Below are 18,407 nucleotides of genomic sequence, written 5' to 3' on the forward strand. Positions count from 1 at the left end.
GTCGCCGCGTCAACGGAAAAGCCACTGCGGAGTGCGGGAAAATGGCCCCCTTTGCCACGCCTCAATTCCGCTGAGAAAATTACTGCGGCGCCGCCGAATAGGTGGTGCCGATGTCGCTCCCAGTCCTCTCGCTCTTTCGTACTCTTTCGCCCTACTCTTCCTGTCTTTTTTCGTCTTTTTTGAACTCGGCGGCGAGCGCCCGGTCTAACAGACAGGAAGAGACAAAAAGAGACAAATCCAACAGGAGAAAGAGCATGGAAGAGCGAGAGGTCTGTGCGGCCATCCCCAACGCCGCGCTCGCGGAGTTGAGCAGTTTTCTGCGCCACTGCGGCAGCACGCTGTCGCCGACCGAGGCGGTGGTGCACGCGCTCAAGCTGTGGATGGACACGCAGCAGAAAGCCAGCGAGCCGCCGCGCGGCTATCAGTGGAAATGCCTGTTCTTGCCACACGGCAGCCAATTGCGCATGTTCTACCAGGATGCCTGGGAATACGCCAGCGTGCGCGATGACGAGCTGTTCTATCGGGGCTACAGCGTGTCGCCCCATCAAATGGCCTTGGAGGTCGGCGGCAAGGGCCGCAACGCCTGGCGCGATCTATGGGTGAAGCGCCCCGCCGACCAGCACTGGCGGCCGGCCACCGAACTGCGCAACGAGCAGCGGCGCCGTCTGGCGGCCAAGCCCAATTCGCCGATGGAGGCGATGACGGCCGCCGCACGATGCATGAGCGACACCTTGAAAAGCGCCTTGCTGCTGGTCGAGCAGGCCAACCACCAGACCGCGCAGCAGTTCAACCGGCGCCAGCCCAAGCATCGACGCCATGACGACCACATGATCGACGCCTGCATGGAGGACTGAGGCGGCGCGCGCCCAGCCCGGTTGGTTTCGTGTGCCGCGTGCAACAATTGAAGTCTTAGGCCGCGCCAAGGGCGACATAGCCTTCTGGAATCGGCGGCGCCGCCAGCAGGGGCACCACCTTCATCACTTGTTGCAGCAGGAAACCGTTGCTGTCGCCGGCCAGGCGGGCGGCGTCCGAGTTCCACAGGGTGATCGACATGCCCTTGCCGCTGGCCGGGTCGGTCAGCAGGAAGGTGCTGTGGAAGCCGTCCTGCTGCGCGAGCAGGGGAATGACGGATTCCTGATACAGGGCGACAACTTCATCGAGTTTGCCCGGCTTGGCTTGGACGTGGGTGACGCGTGCGAACATAGACTTCTCCATTGTGGCTATTGAACCGTGCCGGCGGTGCGCCGGCACGGGCATCCTGAACACTCTTCCGTACAGTATGTATGGTTTACTATACGTGCTACTTGCCTGGCTTGCAACAGCTAAGGCATCGGCTATAATTCCCGGCCCGAATCCCTTCCTTGTCTTTGGAGTCGCCATGCAAGCCCAGGTCCCTGCCGGGAAACAACGTCTGTCGCGCGAGGATTGGCTCGACTTCGGCCTGACCGTGCTGCGCGAAGAGGGGCCGCAGGCCCTGAAGGCCGAGCCGCTGTGCAAGCGCCTGGGTGTCAGCCGGGGCAGCTTCTACTGGCACTTCGACAGCGCCGGCGCGTTCATGCTGGCGGTGGTGGAGCGCTGGGAGGCGCGCGCCACCGAGCAGGTCATCCTGGCGGTGCAGCAATGCGCCGGCGGGGCGGCGGAGAAATTGCGCTTTCTGCTGCGCAAGGTGGGCGAGCTGGACGTGCGGCTGTACGAGGCCATCCACAGCCTGGAGGCGCGCCTGCCCGAGCTGACCGGCGTGCTGCGCCGCGTGCACGAGCGGCGCCTGGGCTTTCTGGCCGAGCTGCTGGTCGCCCTGGGTTTCGCGGCGGACGAGGCGGCGCTGCGCGCGCGCATGACCTACGCCTGGGCGATGGGCGAGTTGTTGACCCGCGATCCGCGCCAACAAGCCTATACTGAAGCGCAGATCGCCGCCGTCGAACGGCTGTTGCTGCGTCCCTGATTCCTCTGTGGAGGGGTGGGCGGTGCTGTATAATGTCGCCTTTCCGCTTAACAGCATGATTTCATTCGGTAAAGTACAACAATGCTCTCTACAGCCAACATCACTATGCAGTTCGGCGCCAAGCCGCTGTTCGAAAACATCTCCGTCAAGTTCGGCGATGGCAACCGCTACGGCCTGATCGGCGCCAACGGCTGCGGCAAGTCCACCTTCATGAAGATCCTCGGTGGCGATCTGGATCCGTCGGGCGGCAACGTGATGTTGGACACCAACGAGCGCCTGGGCAAGCTGCGCCAGGACCAGTTCGCCTTCGAAGAGATGCGCGTGCTCGACGTGGTGATGATGGGCCACACCGAGATGTGGGCGGCGATGCAACAGCGCGACGCCATCTACGCCAACCCCGAGGCGACCGACGACGACTACATGGCCGCCGCCGACCTCGAGGGCAAAGTGGCCGAGTACGACGGCTACACGGCCGAATCGCGCGCCGGCGAGCTGCTGCTGGGCGCCGGCGTGGCCATCGACCTGCACCAGGGTCCGATGAGCAACGTCTCGCCCGGTTGGAAGCTGCGCGTGCTGCTGGCCCAGGCGCTGTTCTCCAACCCGGACATCCTGCTGCTCGACGAGCCGACCAACAATCTGGACATCAACACGATTCGCTGGCTGGAGGACGTGCTCAACGAGCGCAACTCCACCATGATCATCATTTCGCACGATCGCCACTTCCTCAACCAGGTCTGCACCCACGTCGCCGACATGGACTACGGCACCTTGAAGATCTACCCGGGCAACTACGACGAGTACATGTTCGCCTCGACCCAGGCGCGCAACCAGCTGCTGTCGAACAACGCCAAGGCCAAGGAGAAGGTTGCCGAGCTGCAGGACTTCGTGCGCCGCTTCGCCGCCAACAAGTCCAAGGCCCGCCAGGCCACCTCGCGCGCCAAGCAGATCGAGAAGATCAAGGTCGACGACATCAAGCCGTCGTCGCGCGCCTACCCCTTCGTCCGCTTCGAGGGCGAGAAGAAGCTGCACCGTTTGGCCGTTGAGGTCGAGAACATTTCGAAGGCCTACGACCGCCAGCTGTTCAAGAACTTCAGCATCATGGTCGAGGCCGGCGAACGCATCGCCATCATCGGCGCCAACGGCGTCGGCAAGACCACCATGCTGCGCTGCATCGCCGGCGACGCCGCCAAGCTGCAGCCGGACCAGGGCCGCGTCAAGTGGGCCGAGAACGCCAACGTCGGCTACATGCCGCAGGACCCGACCGAGGAGTTCGCCGACGGCGCCATCCTGACCGACTGGATCGGCCAGTGGACCAAGGAGGGCGACGACGACCAGGCCGTGCGCTCGATCTTGGGCCGCCTGCTGTTCGGCGGCGACGAGGTGAAGAAATCGGTCAAGGTCTTGTCCGGCGGCGAGAAGGGCCGCATGATGTACGGCAAGCTGATGCTGGGCCGCCACAACGTGCTGATGCTCGACGAGCCGACCAACCACATGGACATGGAATCGATCGAGTCGCTCAACGTGGCGCTGGAAAAATATGCCGGCACCCTGATCTTCGTCTCGCACGACCGCGAATTCGTCTCCTCGCTGGCCAACCGCATCATCGAGATCAAGGAAAACGAGATCATCGATTTCCGTGGCAACTACGAAGACTACCTGACCAGCCAGGGCATCGACTAAGTCGCGCCGCCCAGTCCGCGCCGGCGCCGGCGGCAGCACCTGCCGCTTGGCGCCGGCGCGGGCGGAAACCGCCGCAATGTGCGATAGTGTAGGTCCTCTGTACGTCGCCAACACGTTACCGAACACCATGCAAACTTTACCGATCAAGTCCGTCGAGTACGAACATCCTCAAGACGGCGCCAGCTGCACCGCCCACGCCTGGGCGCGCACGCCGGCGACACCTTCGCCCGCCGAAAAAACCGCCCTCAAGGAACGCATCAAGCGCCTGCTCAAGGAGCGCGAGGCCGTTTTGGTGGCCCACTACTATGTCGACGCCGACCTGCAGGACCTGGCCGAGGAAACCGGCGGCTGCGTCTCCGACTCGCTGGAAATGGCCCGCTTCGGCCGCGACCACGCCGCCAAGACCCTGGTGGTGGCCGGCGTGCGCTTCATGGGCGAGACCGCCAAGATCCTGAGTCCGGAAAAGCGCATCCTGATGCCCGACCTGGACGCCACCTGCTCGCTCGACCTGGGTTGCCCGGCCGACGAGTTCACCGCCTTCTGCGACGCCCATCCGGACCGCACGGTGGTGGTATACGCCAACACCAGCGCGGCCGTGAAGGCGCGCGCCGACTGGATGGTGACCTCGTCGATCGGCCTGGACATCGTGGCCCACCTGCACGCGCAGGGCAAAAAAATCCTCTGGGCACCGGACAAGCACCTGGGCTCCTACATCCAGCAGCAGACCGGCGCCGACATGCTGCTGTGGCAGGGTTCCTGCCTGGTGCACGACGAGTTCAAGGGCGTCGAACTGGACCTGCTGAAGGCCGAGTATCCGAACGCCAAGGTGCTGGTGCATCCGGAGTCGCCGGCCAACGTGGTGGCGCAGGCCGACATGGTCGGCTCGACCTCGCAGATGATTGCCGCCGCCGTCGAAATGGACGCCGACACCTTCATCGTCGCCACCGACAACGGCATCCTGCACAAGATGCGCGCCGCCGCGCCGGGCAAGCGCTTCATCGAGGCGCCCACCGCCGGCAACAGCGCCACCTGCAAGAGCTGCGCGCATTGCCCGTGGATGGCGATGAACGGCCTGCAGAACCTGGCCGACGTGCTGCAGAACATGAACAACGAGATCCAGGTCGATCCCCGGGTCGGGCAACTGGCGGTGCGTTCGATCAAGCGCATGCTCGATTTCGCCGCCGCCAAGAAGGCCAAAGTACAACCGGGCGCCGACCTGGCGCAAGAAGCTAAACTGTTTTCGGGAATAGGTCCAGCATGAGTACCCTGCGCAACGCATTCGCGCCGTTCGACGCGGCGCTGACCTCCGCCTTCCAGGCCAATCTGCTGGCGGCGCTGCTGGAGGATGTCGGCAACGGCGACCTGACCGGCAAGCTGGTGCCGGCCGGCGGCCGGGCGCAAGCCCGCGTCATCGTGCGCGAGGACGCCGTGTTGTGCGGCGCGCCCTGGTTCGAGGGCGTGATGCACTGCCTGGACGCCAGCATCGGCATCGATTGGCACTACGCCGAGGGCGAGCGCATGGCCGCCGACAGCCTGGTCTGCACCATCGAGGGTCCGGCGCGCGCGCTGTTGACGGCCGAGCGCAGCGCGCTGAACTTCCTGCAGCTGCTGTCGGGCGTGGCGACGGCGACGCGGCGCTATGTCGACGTGGTCGAGGGCACCTCGGCGGCGATCCTGGACACGCGCAAGACCTTGCCCGGCCTGCGCTTGGCGCAGAAGTACGCGGTGCGGGTCGGCGGCGGACAGAACCAGCGCCTGGCGCTGTACGACGGCATCCTGATCAAGGAGAACCACATCGCGGCGGCCGGCGGCGTGACGGCGGCGGTGCTCGCCGCCAAGCGGCTGGAGGCGGGCGTGACCATCCAGGTCGAGGTGGAAACCTTGGCCGAGCTGGAGGAGGCGCTGGCGGCCGACGCCACCTCCATCCTGCTGGACAACTTCAGCACCGAGCAGATGCGCGCGGCGGTCAAGCTGAACGCCGGCCGCGCCTTGCTGGAGGCTTCCGGCGGGATCAACTTCGACACCGTGCGGGCGATCGCCGAGACCGGCGTCGACCGCATCTCGATCGGCAGCCTGACCAAGGACGTCCGCGCCACCGACTACTCGCTGCGCATCGTCGGCTGAGGCTGACGGCGGACGCGGCCGGCCGCCGTCGCGCCGGGGCGCCGATAGGCTTATCATGGCGCATCGGTAGTACGTTCCTGTTGGCAACACCATCCCTGGGGTGACCTTGAATTCTGCTCGATTGCCGGCGCGCCGGCACAGCCGTTTCTGTTTGCGCGCAGGCATCGCGCTGGCGGCCTGGACGATGGCTTGCGCGCCGGCCGTGGCGCGCGAGTGGCTGGTGGTGGGGGCGCATTTCGAGCGCGTCTACGAGCGCGGCGCCAACGGCCAATTCAGCGGTATCGGCGCCGAGCTGGTGCGGCTGGTGGCGCGCCAGCTCAACGATACGGTGCGCTTCGAGATCTATCCCTGGCCGCGCGCCCAGGCCATGGTCAGCCAGGGCCAGGCCGACATCCTCGTCGGCCCCTACAAGACACCCGAACGGCTGGTCGCGATGGCGTTCTCGCAGCGCCCCTTCTACCGGGACCAGATGGTGTTCTACCACCATAACGAGAACGAGGTCGAATGGCACGGCGACTACCGCGCGCTGAAGGACCGTCGCATCGTCATCCTCAACGGCTGGGCCTACGGCGAGCGCTTTGGCGCGGCGCGCGGCGGACTGCGGGTCAGCGTGGCCAACTCGGTCGAGAGCGGCCTGAAGATGCTCAGCCTACACCGGGTCGACTTGTTCGCCACCAACCGCCGCAACGCCGAGCCGGTGGTGGCCGCGCTGGGTCTGGCGGACCGGGTCAGCCCGATGCTGCCGGCGATCGAAGTACAGGACGGCTACTTCGCCTTTCCGCGCGATGCCGGCCACGCGGCGCTGCGCGCCGGCTTCGACGCCGCCTTCAACGCCATGGTCGACGCCGGCACGCTGAAAAAGCTCGGCCAGCGGCTCGACGTCAACACGCCGTAGCGCGCATCCGGCCGGCCGTGCAAGGGCAGGCGGCGCGGCTGGCGCCTGCCCTTGTAGCGGGCTTGCGTTGCGGCGCGCGGGCCTCTGGCCTCAGGCGGCGGGGATGTGCGGGGCGTGCGGCGCGATGGCCTTGCGCATGCGCGCCAGCGGCACGCGGATGTCGCCGGGCAGGGCGATCTCGAACTCCTCCACCATGGCGAAGCCGCAGGCCAGGTAGAGCGGCACGCCGGGCATGGTGCCGGCCAGCTCGAGCGCGTGGAAACCGGCGGCGCCGGCCTGCTGCTCGCAGTGCGCGAGCAGGCGCCGGCCCAAGCCCTGGCGGGCGGCCTCGGGGGCGACGAAGAAGGCGCGGATGCGGGCCGCCTCGTGCTCCGGGTCGAGCAGGGGATCGGGGCCGGTCTTGCTGCGGTCGGCGCCGAACAGGGTGCGGCGCCGGCTCCAGCCGCCGCAGGCGACGGCGGCGCCGTCGCGTTCGACGATGAAGTAGCTTTGGTCGTCGATCAACTGGGTGTCGACGCCGAACACGTGCTCGGTCACCGCCGCGGCCTGGGCGGCGCTGTAGTAGCCGGCGCTGAGGGCCAGGGCGGAACGGCGGATCAGCGCCTCCAGGCGCGGAATGTCGGCGCGCCGCGCCGGCCGCAGCGTGGTGCTCGAGCCGCTGATGAACCAGGCGCGGGCGATGCGGCCGTCGCGCACCTCGTAGTTGGCGACCAGCTCGGTGCTGCTCCAGCCGTCGTCGCTCCAGGCGTCGACGATCTCCTGGTCGATCACGTGGTTGCCGATGGCGATGCGGTGCAGCAGGCGCGCCCGCGGCCGGGCGGCGGCGAAGCGGGCGCGGAAGCGCGCGCCGATCTGCTCGGCGCCCCGGGCCAGCAGCTCGTCGGGATGCTGGAACAGGCTGGCGTCGGCGGCGTAGATGGCCAGCAGGGCGTCGACGTCGTGGGCGTTGAAGGCGTCGAGCTGGGCCTGCACCAGCGTTGGCGGCTGCAGCCGCGCCTTGACCGGGGCCGTCATCGGGCGCCCTAGTGCTTGCCGGCGCGCGGCGGACGCTTCGGCGTCAGCACGCTGGGCAGCGCCTTCGGCAGCGTGTCCGGATAGTCGCGGCTGAAGTGCAGGCCGCGGCTTTCGCGCCGCTGCAGCGCGCTGTTGACGATCAGCGAGGCGACGTCGACCAGGTTGCGCAGCTCGAGCAGGTCGTGGGTGATGCGGAAGTTCTGGTAGTACTCGTCGATCTCCTCCTTGAGCAGGGCGATGCGGTGCTGGGCCCGCTCGAGCCGCTTGGTGGTGCGCACGATGCCGACGTAGTTCCACATGAAGCGGCGCAGCTCGTCCCAGTTGTGCGAGATGACCACCTCCTCGTCGGCGTCGGTGACGCGGCTCTCGTCCCAGTCGGGCAGGTAGGGCACCTCGGCCTTCTCCTTGGCGACGATGTCGGTGGCGCAGGCGCGGCCGATCACCAGGCATTCGAGCAGCGAGTTGCTGGCCAGCCGGTTGGCGCCGTGCAGGCCGGTGCAGGCGGTCTCGCCGACGGCGTACAGGCCGGGCAGGTCGGTGCGCCCGGCCAGGTCGGTGACCACGCCGCCGCAGGTGTAGTGGGCGGCCGGCACGATCGGGATCGGCTGCTTGGTGATGTCGATGCCCAGTTCGAGGCAGCGGGCGTAGATGGTGGGGAAATGCTCGATCAGGAAGGCGGCCGGCTTGTGGCTGATGTCGAGGTGGACGTAGTCGAGGCCGCGCTTCTTGATCTCGAAGTCGATGGCGCGCGCCACCACGTCGCGCGGCGCCAGCTCGGCGCGTTCGTCGTGGGCCAGCATGAAGCGGGTGCCGGCGGCGGCGCCGGCCTCGGGCGGCAGCTTGAGCAGGCCGCCCTCGCCGCGGATCGCCTCGGTGATCAGGAAGGACTTGGCGTAGGGGTGGTACAAACAGGTCGGGTGGAACTGGATGAACTCCATGTTCGAGACGCGGCAGCCGGCGCGCCAGGCCATGGCGATGCCGTCGCCGCTGGCGGTGTCGGGGTTGGTGGTGTACAGGTAGACCTTGCCGGCGCCGCCGGTGCACAGCACGGTGTGCTCGGCGGCGAAGGTGAGCACCTGGCCGCTCTGCTCGTCCTGCACGTAGAGGCCGTGGCACTTGGGCTGGGTGTGGCGGCCGTCCTTGGACAGTTGCAGCTTGTCGGAGGTGATCAGGTCGATCGCGCAGTGGTGCTCGAACAGGCTGATGTTCGGATGGGCGCGCACCTTCTCCTCGAGCGTCATCTGCACGGCGTGGCCGGTGGCGTCGGCGGCGTGGATGATGCGGCGCTGGCTGTGGCCGCCCTCGCGGGTCAGGTGGAAGCCGAGCTCGGCGGTGTCGTCGCGGGTGAACGGCACGCCCTGGGCGATCAGCCATTCGATCGCCTCGCGGCCGCCCTCGACGATGTAGCGGGTGGCGCCCTCGTCGCACAGGCCGCCGCCGGCCACCAGGGTGTCGTCGATGTGCTGGCCGTGGCTGTCGCCCGAGTCGAGCACGGCGGCGATGCCGCCCTGGGCCCAGTTGCTGGCGCCGTCCTGCAGGGCACGCTTGGAAATGATCGCGACCGTGCGCGTTTCGGCCAGGTGCAGGGCGACCGACAGGCCGGCCAGTCCGCTGCCGACAATAGCAACATCAAATTTCATGGTGTGGGATGAAGTCTGTAAAGATCCATGACTATAGACCATTTGTCATGCGCCTGTCATGCAAGGAGCGATTTGCCAGCGTATTGATCTGGCGCGTTGTGGCCATTGTGGCGCCTCAAGGCGCCGGCGGCATCAGTCCGCCATGATGGAGGCACCCCCGGCCGGCGGGGGTGGGGAGGCGGTCGTGATCAGGATTTTCCACCATTACGTGTCGAGGATGGCGTTCACCCTGCTGTTGCTGGAGCTGTTGATCCTGCTCAGCGCGGCCAGCGGCGCCTCGTTGATGTGGCTCGACGGCCACCGCGGCGGGGCGGCCGGCAACCCCTGGCTGTCGGCGCTGGCCTTCGCCCTGGTGCTGCTGTTCAGCATGAGCACGCTGGGCATGTACCAGCACCACCCGCGCGGCGACCTGCGCCACAACCTGGTCCGCATCATGCCCTCGTTCGCCCTCGGCTTCGCCCTGCTCAGCGTGCTGGTGCAACTGGTGCCGGCGATCCATTTCGGCCGCGCCGGCAGCCTGGTGTTCGGCCTGGGCGCGCTCGGCGTGCTGCTGGCGCGGCTGGTGGTGTACACCTCGGCGCGGTCGGGCATGCTGGAGGAGCGGCTGATCCTGGTGGGCGACGGCGCCATCGCGCGCGAGTGCGTCGAGCTGGCCGCCGAGCGGCTCGGCCTGCACCGGTTCAACGTGGTCGGCTGCGTGGCGGTGGCCGGCGAGCCGCGCTGCGTGGCGCCGGGCCTGTTGTTGCCGGCCGGGCAGTCGCTGCTGTCGCTGGCGCGCCAGCACGAGGCGCGCGAGATCGTGGTGACGGTGGCCGACCGGCGCAACGGCACCTTCCCGGTGCGCCAGCTGCTCGAGTGCGCGCTGGGCGGCGTGGCGGTGACCGACGCGGCCGCCTTCTTCGAGCGCGAGGCCTGCCAGATCCGCATCGATTCGCTGCAACCGAGCTATTTGATCTTCGGCGGCGGCTTCGACCAGAGCTTCCTGCGCGCCGGCGTCAAGCGCGCCTTCGACCTGCTGGCCAGCGGCGCCATTTGCCTGCTGAGCCTGCCCGTGATGCTGCTGGCGGCGTTGTGCGTCCGCGCCGAGGACGGCGGCCCGGTGTTTTACCAGCAGGAGCGCGTCGGCCTGCACGGGCGCGTCTTCCGGGTGTTGAAGTTCCGCAGCATGCGGGTCGACGCCGAGGGCGACGGCAAGCCGGCCTGGGCCGCCGCCGACGATCCGCGCGCTACCCGTGTCGGCCACTGGATACGCAAGCTGCGCATCGACGAGTTGCCGCAGATGCTCAACGTGTTCAAGGGCGAGATGAGCTTCGTCGGGCCGCGCCCCGAACGCGGCTTTTTCGTCGAGCAGCTGTGCCGCGACGTGGCGTACTACAACGTGCGGCACAGCATCAAGCCGGGCATCACCGGCCTGGCCCAGGTGCGCTACCAGTACGGCGCCTCGGTCGACGACGCCGTGCGCAAGCTGCAATACGACTTGTACTACGTGAAAAACAACAGCCTGTTCCTCGACCTGCTGATCCTGGTCGACACGGTGCAGGTGGTGTTGTTCGGCAAGGGTGGCAGATGATGGTGGCGCTGCTGGCCGATTGGCCGGCCGAGCGCATCGCCGCGCTCAGCCATGGCGTCGCCGCCGCCGCCTTCCTGGCGCTGGCCGCCGCGCTGCTGAGCCATTGGCGGGCGCGGCGCCACGCCGGCGCGCTCGGCGCCGCCTGCGCCCTGACCCTGCTGTGGGCCGCCGCGACGGCGGCCGGCGGCATGGCGGCGCCGCCGGGCGCGCCGCTGCAGGTGCTGCCCGAGCTGCTGCGCTCGGTGGGCTGGTTGTTGCTGCTGCTGCGCCTGCAGGGCTGCGGCGGCCTGCGCCTGCGCGTCTGGCTGGGCTTGATCGCCGCCTTGTCCGCCGCGCAGTTGGCCGCCGGCCAGCTGCCGCCGTGGCCGGCGCACCCGCGGGCCTGGCTGCAGGGCGCCATCGGCGCCCGCCTGCTGCTGGCGGTGCTGGGCATGTTGCTGGTCGAGCAGCTGTACCGCAACACCGAGTCGCGCGAACGCTGGAGCACCAAGTTCGCCTGCCTGGGCATAGGCGCCTTGTCGGCCTATGATTTCTACCTGTACAGCGACGCCTTGCTGTTCCGCCGGCTGAACCCGGAAATCTGGGCGGCGCGCGGCGTCGTCGACGCCCTGAGCGTGCCCCTGCTGGCGCTGTCGGCGGCGCGCAATCCGGCCTGGACCACCGGCCTGGCCCTGTCGCGCCAGGTGGTCTTCGGCTCGGCGGCGCTGGTGGGGGCGGCCCTGTACCTGCTGGCGATGGCCTCGAGCGCCTACTACCTGCGCTACGTGGGCGGCGCCTGGGGGCCGCTGATGCAACTGGCCTCGCTGTTCGGCGCCGCCATGCTGCTGGCCGGCGTGCTGTTCTCGGGCGCCGTGCGGGCCACCTTGAAGGTGCTCATCAGCAAGCATTTCTACCAGGGCAGCTACGACTACCGCCAGGAGTGGCTGCGCATCACCCGCGCGCTGGCCGAGGACGGCCCGGCGCTGGCCGAGCGCAGCATCCAGGCGGTGGCGGCGCTGGTCGAGAGTCCGGCCGGCGCGCTGTGGCTGCGGCGCGACGGGGACGGCTGTTGCGCGCCGGCGGCCAGCTGGAACATGGCGCCGCAGACGGCGCGCGAGCCGCTGGCCGGCGCCCTGTGCCGCTTCCTCGAGGCGCGCCAGTGGGTGTTGGAGTTGGCCGCCTGCCGCGCCGAGCCGGGTCGGCACGGCCGGCTCGAGCTGCCGGCCTGGCTGGACGCGGCCGCACAGCTGTGGCTGCTGGTGCCGATGATGCTGCACGGCCGCCTGTTCGGCTTCATCGCGCTGGCGCGGCCGCGCACCCGCATCGCGCTCGACTGGGAGGTCAGCGACGTGCTGAAGATCGCCGCCAGCCAGGCGGCCAGCTACCTGGCCCACCGCGAGTCGGCCGACTCGCTGGCGGTGGCGCGCCAGTTCGAATCCTTCAACCGCATGTCGACCTTCATCGTGCACGACTTGAAGAACCTGGTGGCCCAGTTGTCGCTGTTGCTGAGCAACGCCGAGAAGCACCAGGCCAAGCCGGAGTTCCAGCGCGACATGCTGGCCACGCTGGGCCATTCGGTCGACAAGATGAACCTGCTGCTGCGCAAGCTCAGGCGCAGCGAGTCGCAGGAGCTGCCGGCGCCGCTGGCGCTCGACCAGCTGCTGGCGCAGGCGGTGCGCACGCGCGCCGGGCAGGAGCCGCAACCGACGCTGGAGGTGGCCGCGCCGGGGCTGTGCGTGCTGGCCAACTGGGCGCGGCTGGAGCGGGTGCTGGGCCACCTGATCCAGAACGCCGTCGAGGCGACGCCGCGCCACGGCAGCGTGGCGGTGCGCCTGCTGCGCGCCGGCGAGTCGGCGCTGATCGAGCTGAGCGACACCGGCCAGGGCATGAGCGAGCAATTCATCCGCGAGCGCCTGTTCAAGCCCTTCGAGTCGACCAAGGCGGCCGGCATGGGCATCGGCGTGTTCGAGAGCCGCGAGTACATCCGCGAGGTCGGCGGCGAGTTGGCGGTGAGCAGCGAGGCGGGGCGGGGCACCACCTTCCGCGTGCTGCTGCCGCTGCATGTGGCGGCGGCGGCGGCGGCCTGAGCGGCGGGCGCGGGGGAGACCAGCGATGACGAAGAAGAAACTGTTGGTGGTCGAGGACGACCTCGGCCTGCAAACCCAGCTGCGCTGGAGCTTCGACGCCTACGAGGTGGTGCTGGCGGACCGGCGCGAGACGGCGCTGGCCCAGTTGCGCCGGCACCAGCCGGCGGTGGTGACGATGGACCTGGGCCTGCCGCCCGAGCCGGACGGCGCCGGCGAGGGCCTGGCGCTGCTGCAGCAGATGCTGGCGGCGGCGCCGGACACCAAGGTGATCATCCTGTCGGGCAACCAGGAGCGCGCCAACGCGCTCAAGGCGGTGGCCATGGGCGCCTACGACTTCCACCAGAAGCCGGTCGACGCCGACCTGCTCGGCCTGGTCGTCGAGCGCGCCTTCTTCCTGCACGCCATGCAGCAGGAGAACCGGCGCATGCTGCAGATCGAGGCCGACTCGCCGCTGGGCGGCATCGTCAGCCGCGACCCGGCCATGCTCAAGCTGTGCCGCAGCGTCGAGAAGGTGGCGCCGTCGTCGGCCAGCGTGATGCTGCTGGGCGACTCGGGCAGCGGCAAGGAGTTGATCGCGCGCGGCCTGCACAAGCTGAGCAACCGCCACGACAAGCGCTTCGTCGCCATCAACTGCGCGGCGATCCCCGAGCAGCTGCTCGAAAGCGAACTGTTCGGCTACGAGAAGGGCGCCTTCACCGGCGCCGCGCGGCAGACGCTGGGCAAGATCGAGCTGGCCCACGGCGGCACCTTCTTCCTCGACGAGGTCGGCGACATGGCGCCGGGCCTGCAGGCCAAGCTGCTGCGCTTCCTGCAGGAGCGGGTCATCGAGCGGGTCGGCGGGCGCAGCGAGATCGGCGTCGACGTGCGCATCGTCTGCGCCACCCACCAGAACCTGAAGGCCCTGGCCGAGGCCGGACGCTTCCGCGAGGACCTGTTCTACCGCCTCAGCGAGATCGTGCTGAACATACCGCCGCTGCGCCAGCGGGTCGGCGACGCCGCCCTGCTGGCGCACCACTTCCGCAACAAGTTCTGCGCCAGCGAGGCGCGCGGCCACCTGCATTTCAGCCCGGACGCGCTGGCCGCCGTCGAGGCCCACCACTGGCCGGGCAATGTGCGCGAGATGGAGAACTGCATCAAGCGCGCCGTGATCATGGCCGACGGGCCGCTGATCGGCGTCGACGACCTGGGCCTGCCGGACCTGCCGGCCGGCGAGGAGAGCGTCAACCTGCGCCAGGCGCGCGACGCGGCCGAGTACCGCGTCATGGTGCGGGCGCTGGCCCGGGCCGACGGCAACATCGTCAAGGCGGCCGAGTTGCTGGGCGTGAGCCGGCCCACGCTGTACGACCTGATGGGCCACCACGGCCTGAAGTAGCGCGACCGGCGCCACGGCGCGGGCGCGCGCGCGGGCAAGCCCTCGGCGGCGGCCTTCGAACCGACCCCGGCGAGGGGCGCGGGCTAGCGTGGGCCGGCCTGGGGGCCGGCTAGGGGCGGGCCGGCTCCTGCCAGTGGCCGAGGGCGCTCAGCTTGTTTTTCAGGCCGAGCAGCGGAAAGCCCAGCGCGTAGGCGCGCTCGGCCGAGGCGCGGGCGGCGGCGTAGTCCTTTTGCTTGAGGTGGAGCAGGCCGAGGTTGTATTGGGCGGTGGCGTTCTCCGGCTCGATCCGGGCCGCCTCGCGCAACTGCTCCAGCGCGGCCGGTTCCTGGCCGAGCGCCAGCAGGTAGCCGCCGAACAGCGCGTGGACCTTGGCGTCGTCCGGCTTGAGGCGCAGCGCGCGGTCGAAATAGCACTCGACCGTGTAGCGCGCGCCCAGCGGCCGGCTGTTCTTGCCGCGCAGCGCCAGGCGCGCCATCGCGGCCAGCGCGCGGTGGTGGTTGGGGTAGTGCTCGAGCGTGTAGCCGAGGTCGGCGCCGATGGTGTCGGAGGCGCCGCGCACCAGGCGCTCGACATCGGCGGTGAAGTGGAACTGCTCGACCAGCGGCAGGCCCTGGCGGTCGGTGGGGTCGGTGTAGTCGCCGCCCGGCTCGCGGCGGATCAGCTGGCCGCAGTCGCGCGCCGGCGGGGCGCCGGCCGCGTCGGCGGCGGCCAGGCACAGCAGAATGGCGGCGCCGCGCGCGGCGCTGCGGATGGATGTCATGCCGTTCTCCTCATGGCCGCCTTGGTCCGGCCCCGGTTTCGCCTCGGCGCGCCGGCGGCCGGCCTGGCGCCGGCGCGGCGCGGCCGGCTCATTTCGCCGCCGCCGGCGCCGCCTGCCGGTCGGCCTCCAGCAGCAGGCGGTCGAACAGCGCGGCCAGCTCCTGCGCGCGGGCGGCGCGCGTGTGGCGCGCCACCAGGGCCGGGCGGGCCGACGGCGCCTGGCCCTGGCGCGCCAGGCGCAGGAAGCGCAGCAGCGAGGAGGCGATGTCGGCCGAGCTGTCGAGCACGCCGATGGTGTCGATGCCGGCCTGGCGCAGCGTGGCTGCGGTGTCGCCGGCCGGGTCGGTCAGCGCCAGCACCGGCCGCGCCGCGCGCAGGTATTCGTACAGCTTGGCGGGAATCCGCCCGTTCCAGGCGGAGGCCTGCAGCAGCAGCAGGCCGTCGGCGGCGAGCATCTCGGCCAGCGCCTCGCGGTGCGGCAGGGGCGGGGCCAGCTCGACCAGCGGCTCGATGCCGAAGCGGGCCAGCAGGGGGCGCAGGTAGTCGTCGGCGTCGCTGCCGCGCAGCACCAGGCGGAAGTTGGCGGCGCCGATCTCGCCGTCGGCCCGCAGGCGTTCGAGGGCGGCGAACAGGTGGCGCGGATCGCGCCCGTGCGGATAGATGCGGCCGCTGTGCAGCAGGCGGAAGATGGCGCCGCCGCCGGCCGGGCGCGGGGCCTGGGCGGCGGCGAAGTCGGCCTCGTCGTAGCCGTCCTGGATCAGCGCCAGGCGCTCGGCGGCCAGTTCGGGCAGGCGGCGCTGGTGCTCGCGCACGGCGCCGGGCGCGCTGCAGACGATGGCGGCGCAGTGGCGCGCCAGTTTTTGCTCGAGCCAATGGTGGATGCGGCGGGTGCGCTCGGCCGGCGCTTCGGTGTCGCCGCCCAGGGCGACACGCTGGTCGGCCACCCAGGGGATGCCGGTCAGGCGGTGCAGCGTCAGGGCGATCAGGTGGGCGCTGGCGATCGGATGGCAGGACCAGATCAGCTGCGGGCGCTGGCGCTGGATCAGGCGCAGGCCGGCCGGCACGGCGCTCAGCCACCAGGAGACCCAGCGGTCGGGCTGGGCCAGCCAGTCCGGGTGGCGCCCGCCCAGCGCGAGGTGGCGCGCGGCGTCGAGCGCCAGGCTGCGGCGCACCGACAGGGCCGGGCCGGCGTCGGGCTCGGCGGCGGCCGGCGGCGCCGGGTCGCGCTGTGGATAGGCGCGCACGCCGGCGCTCAGCAACTGTGCCTGCCAGCCCTGCGCCGGCAGGTGGCGGGCGAAGTTGAGCGTGCGCTGCACGCCGGCGTCGCCGCGCATCGGCGGCAACTGGAAGGCGACCATCAACACGCGTTTCACCATGATGTGATCCAGTCGTGGCTGTGGTTGGCGACGGCGGCGCGCCAGTCGGCGCGCGCGAAGGTGTGGTTGGCGCCGGCCACGCAGACCTGGCGCACGCGCGGCGAGGCGAGCAGGGCGCGCCAGCCCGGGTCGCTGTCGGGCAGGGCGGAGAATTCGCGCGCGCCCAGGTCGGCGCCGCCGAGGATGAACAGGACGCGGCCGGGGAAGCGTTCGAGCGCCAGGCGCAGGCGCTCGGGCAGGCCGGCCTCGGCGCGCGCGCCGGCGGCCTGGCGCGCCAGCTCGCGCAGCGAGGCCAGGCTGGCGCGCAGGCCGAGCCGGCCGGCGGCCAGCTTGCGCCAGAACTCGCCCTCGGCCAGGCGCTCCAGATAGTAGTGGCGCAGCGTGGCGCGGGCCATGCCCTGGGCGGTGCGCACCCAGGGGTTGAGCAGCACCAGGCCGCTCACGCGCGGGTCGGCCGGGGCGTAGAAGGCGGCCGCGCTGGCGCCGTCGCACAGGCCCCACAGCACCAGCTCGCGCAGCGCCGGCACCACGCGGCAGAAATGCAGCACCGCCGCCGCCAGGTCGTCGTCGATGCGTTCGAAGTCGCGCGGCGCGCCCTCGCTGTCGCCCATGCCACGGTAGTCGAAGCGCATCACGGCGATGCCGGCGGCGGCCAGCTGGCGCGCCAGCAGGACGAACTGGCGGTGGCTGCCGGCGCGGTATTGCGGCCCGCCGGTGACCATCAGCAGGCCGCGCGCGGCGGGACGCGGCGGCAGGTGGACGACGCCGACCAGCCAGCAGCCGTGGCACAGGAAGCGTTCGGCGCGGGCCTGCGGGTTCATGGCGAGAGCTTGCCGCGCACGAAGGCGCTCAGGCTGCCGAGGGTGGCGAAGTGCCGCGCGCTGATCTCGTCGTCGTGCACCTCGATGCCGAAGTGCTGCTCGAGGGCGGCGATCACGCCGGCCACCGCCATCGAGTCGAGCTCGGGCACGGCGCCCAGCAGCGGCGCGTGCTCGTCCAGGCGCAACTGGCCCAAGCCCAGCGCGTCGCCGAGGATCAGACGGACTTGTTCGATTGGCATGGCGGCTCCTGGGGGCGGCCGTCGGCGGGGATGCCGGCGTCGAGCCGCAGTAGTGGAAACGAACTGTCGCGGCGCGACAGGTGGACGTAGGGCGCCAGGCTGGCCAGCATCCACTGCCAGCGGCCGCAGCGCAGGAAGGTGGCGCTGCCCAGGCGGCGCGCGCCGAGGCGGGCGTGGGCGCGCAGCGAGGCGGCGTTGAAGGCGGAGATGCGGCTGCAGCTGCAGCGCACGCCGCGCGCGCGCAGCAGGCGCTGGGCCTCGTCCCACAGGCGGCGGAAGGCCCAGCCGAGCCGCTCGTCCGGGCGCACGTAGACGTCGAAGTCCCAGGCGCAGGCGGCCGGCAGCAGGTAGCGGGCGCGCACCTCGTCCTCCTGGTAGGCGCCGGCGAGGAACCAGAGGAAGCCGACCAGCTCGCCCCGGCGGTAGGCCGCCAGGCTCTGCGCGCCCTGCTGGTAGCGTTGGCGCAACACCTCGGCCGGGCGCGGATAGCCGGGCGGGACCTGGCCGAGGCCGGTCAGCAGGCGCACCTCGATGTCGGCGCCGCGCCCCGGGCACAGCGGGGCGGCGGCGACGGCCTGGGCGACGATATGGTAGCGGAACAGCGCCCAGCGGCCGCCCGACAGCAGGGCCAGCAGGCGCTCCAGCGCGTACCAGGCGGCGTCGCGCCAGCCGAGTTGCACGACGCTGCGGTGGAGGCGGGCGGTGATCGACATGGCGGTCGCGGTGGCAGGGAGTATCGACGCCTCGATTAGACACCGGGGCGGCGGCGGCGGGCTTGAGCGAACTCAAGACGCTGTGTTGCTTGATTAACATCAAGGTCGTGCCGGCGTTTTGTCCCAATCATAGGTGCTAGCGGACTTCGCCGCGCCGGCTCGGCGCCCGGCCGGCGGACGCGTCGACTTTCAATCC

The 18,407-nt window shown here is 70.2% G+C and carries 17 protein-coding genes; 9 read left to right on the forward strand and 8 right to left on the reverse strand.

The genetic code is table 11. The annotated features are described in order from the left end of the window. The first annotated feature begins 254 nt into the window (after positions 1 to 254). Positions 255 to 854, forward strand: coding sequence for a hypothetical protein (locus BM252_RS20975; RefSeq protein ID WP_093389621.1), 600 nt, complete (start codon positions 255 to 257; stop codon positions 852 to 854). Positions 855 to 909: 55 nt separating this feature from the next. On the opposite strand, the gene BM252_RS31140 is transcribed toward BM252_RS20975, so the two are convergent. Further along, positions 910 to 1,203, reverse strand: a complete 294-nt coding sequence (locus tag BM252_RS31140) for an antibiotic biosynthesis monooxygenase family protein (protein ID WP_174900607.1) — start codon at positions 1,201 to 1,203, stop codon at positions 910 to 912. A gap of 175 nt (positions 1,204 to 1,378) precedes the next feature. Here BM252_RS31140 and BM252_RS20985 point away from each other — a divergent pair, with 175 nt between their 5' ends. The 5 genes from BM252_RS20985 to BM252_RS21005 all read left to right on the forward strand — a co-directional run bounded on the left by BM252_RS20985 (position 1,379) and on the right by BM252_RS21005 (position 6,641). Beyond that, the gene (locus BM252_RS20985; RefSeq protein ID WP_174900608.1) at positions 1,379 to 1,942 is read left to right on the forward strand and encodes a TetR/AcrR family transcriptional regulator; all 564 of its coding nucleotides are present in this window, start codon (positions 1,379 to 1,381) and stop codon (positions 1,940 to 1,942) included. A gap of 81 nt (positions 1,943 to 2,023) precedes the next feature. Continuing rightward, positions 2,024 to 3,622 carry an ABC-F family ATPase gene (locus BM252_RS20990; protein ID WP_093389623.1) on the forward strand — a complete coding sequence of 533 codons (1,599 nt, stop codon included), beginning with the start codon at positions 2,024 to 2,026 and terminating at the stop codon, positions 3,620 to 3,622. Between the two features lie 127 nt (positions 3,623 to 3,749). Beyond that, on the forward strand, positions 3,750 to 4,883 hold the full coding sequence (nadA, locus tag BM252_RS20995) for a quinolinate synthase NadA (protein WP_093389624.1): 1,134 nt from the start codon (positions 3,750 to 3,752) through the stop codon (positions 4,881 to 4,883). After that, a complete protein-coding gene (gene nadC / locus BM252_RS21000) occupies positions 4,880 to 5,746 on the forward strand; it encodes a carboxylating nicotinate-nucleotide diphosphorylase (protein ID WP_093389625.1) in 867 nt (288 codons plus the stop codon). The genes nadA and nadC overlap by 4 nt, the downstream gene beginning before the upstream one ends. Before the next feature lie 151 nt (positions 5,747 to 5,897). Then, the gene (locus BM252_RS21005; protein WP_245774366.1) at positions 5,898 to 6,641 is read left to right on the forward strand and encodes a substrate-binding periplasmic protein; all 744 of its coding nucleotides are present in this window, start codon (positions 5,898 to 5,900) and stop codon (positions 6,639 to 6,641) included. 90 nt (positions 6,642 to 6,731) lie between these two features. Here the strand turns inward: BM252_RS21005 and BM252_RS21010 are convergent, their stop codons facing one another. Both BM252_RS21010 and nadB read right to left on the reverse strand, forming a co-directional pair. Further along, entirely contained in the window at positions 6,732 to 7,655 is a 924-nt protein-coding gene (locus tag BM252_RS21010) for a GNAT family N-acetyltransferase (RefSeq protein WP_093389626.1), read from the reverse strand. A gap of 8 nt (positions 7,656 to 7,663) precedes the next feature. Further along, on the reverse strand, positions 7,664 to 9,295 hold the full coding sequence (gene nadB, locus BM252_RS21015; protein WP_093389627.1) for an L-aspartate oxidase: 1,632 nt from the start codon (positions 9,293 to 9,295) through the stop codon (positions 7,664 to 7,666). 184 nt (positions 9,296 to 9,479) lie between these two features. Here nadB and BM252_RS21020 point away from each other — a divergent pair, with 184 nt between their 5' ends. Genes BM252_RS21020 through prsR form a run of 3 tightly spaced genes read left to right on the forward strand, consistent with a single transcriptional unit; the run spans position 9,480 to position 14,303 of the window. Further along, positions 9,480 to 10,865 (forward strand): TIGR03013 family XrtA/PEP-CTERM system glycosyltransferase, encoded by a 1,386-nt coding sequence (locus BM252_RS21020; protein ID WP_093389628.1) that lies wholly within the window; start codon positions 9,480 to 9,482, stop codon positions 10,863 to 10,865. Beyond that, positions 10,862 to 12,931, forward strand: a complete 2,070-nt coding sequence (gene prsK / locus BM252_RS21025; RefSeq protein WP_245774367.1) for an XrtA/PEP-CTERM system histidine kinase PrsK — start codon at positions 10,862 to 10,864, stop codon at positions 12,929 to 12,931. Before BM252_RS21020 ends, prsK begins: the two co-directional genes overlap by 4 nt. Positions 12,932 to 12,956: 25 nt before the next feature. Continuing rightward, entirely contained in the window at positions 12,957 to 14,303 is a 1,347-nt protein-coding gene (prsR, locus tag BM252_RS21030; protein WP_093389629.1) for a PEP-CTERM-box response regulator transcription factor, read from the forward strand. Between the two features lie 109 nt (positions 14,304 to 14,412). Here prsR and BM252_RS21035 read toward each other — a convergent pair whose 3' ends face one another. From BM252_RS21035 to BM252_RS21055, 5 genes are all read right to left on the reverse strand, one after another. Continuing rightward, entirely contained in the window at positions 14,413 to 15,063 is a 651-nt protein-coding gene (locus tag BM252_RS21035; RefSeq protein ID WP_093389630.1) for a tetratricopeptide repeat protein, read from the reverse strand. An 88-nt stretch (positions 15,064 to 15,151) separates the two neighbouring features. Continuing rightward, complete coding sequence (locus BM252_RS21040; RefSeq protein ID WP_217429940.1) at positions 15,152 to 16,438, reverse strand: glycosyltransferase family protein; 1,287 nt, start codon at positions 16,436 to 16,438, stop codon at positions 15,152 to 15,154. After that, on the reverse strand, positions 16,432 to 17,259 hold the full coding sequence (locus BM252_RS21045; protein ID WP_093389631.1) for a hydrolase 1, exosortase A system-associated: 828 nt from the start codon (positions 17,257 to 17,259) through the stop codon (positions 16,432 to 16,434). The genes BM252_RS21040 and BM252_RS21045 overlap by 7 nt, the downstream gene beginning before the upstream one ends. Continuing rightward, complete coding sequence (locus BM252_RS21050) at positions 17,256 to 17,498, reverse strand: acyl carrier protein (RefSeq protein ID WP_093389632.1); 243 nt, start codon at positions 17,496 to 17,498, stop codon at positions 17,256 to 17,258. The genes BM252_RS21045 and BM252_RS21050 overlap by 4 nt, the downstream gene beginning before the upstream one ends. Continuing rightward, positions 17,474 to 18,211: a GNAT family N-acetyltransferase gene (locus tag BM252_RS21055; RefSeq protein WP_174900609.1), complete on the reverse strand. Its 738-nt coding sequence runs from the start codon at positions 18,209 to 18,211 to the stop codon at positions 17,474 to 17,476. Before BM252_RS21055 ends, BM252_RS21050 begins: the two co-directional genes overlap by 25 nt. Positions 18,212 to 18,407 lie beyond the last annotated feature (196 nt).

The organism is Rugamonas rubra (assembly GCF_900114705.1).
Classification (GTDB): Bacteria; Pseudomonadota; Gammaproteobacteria; order Burkholderiales; family Burkholderiaceae_D; genus Rugamonas; species Rugamonas rubra.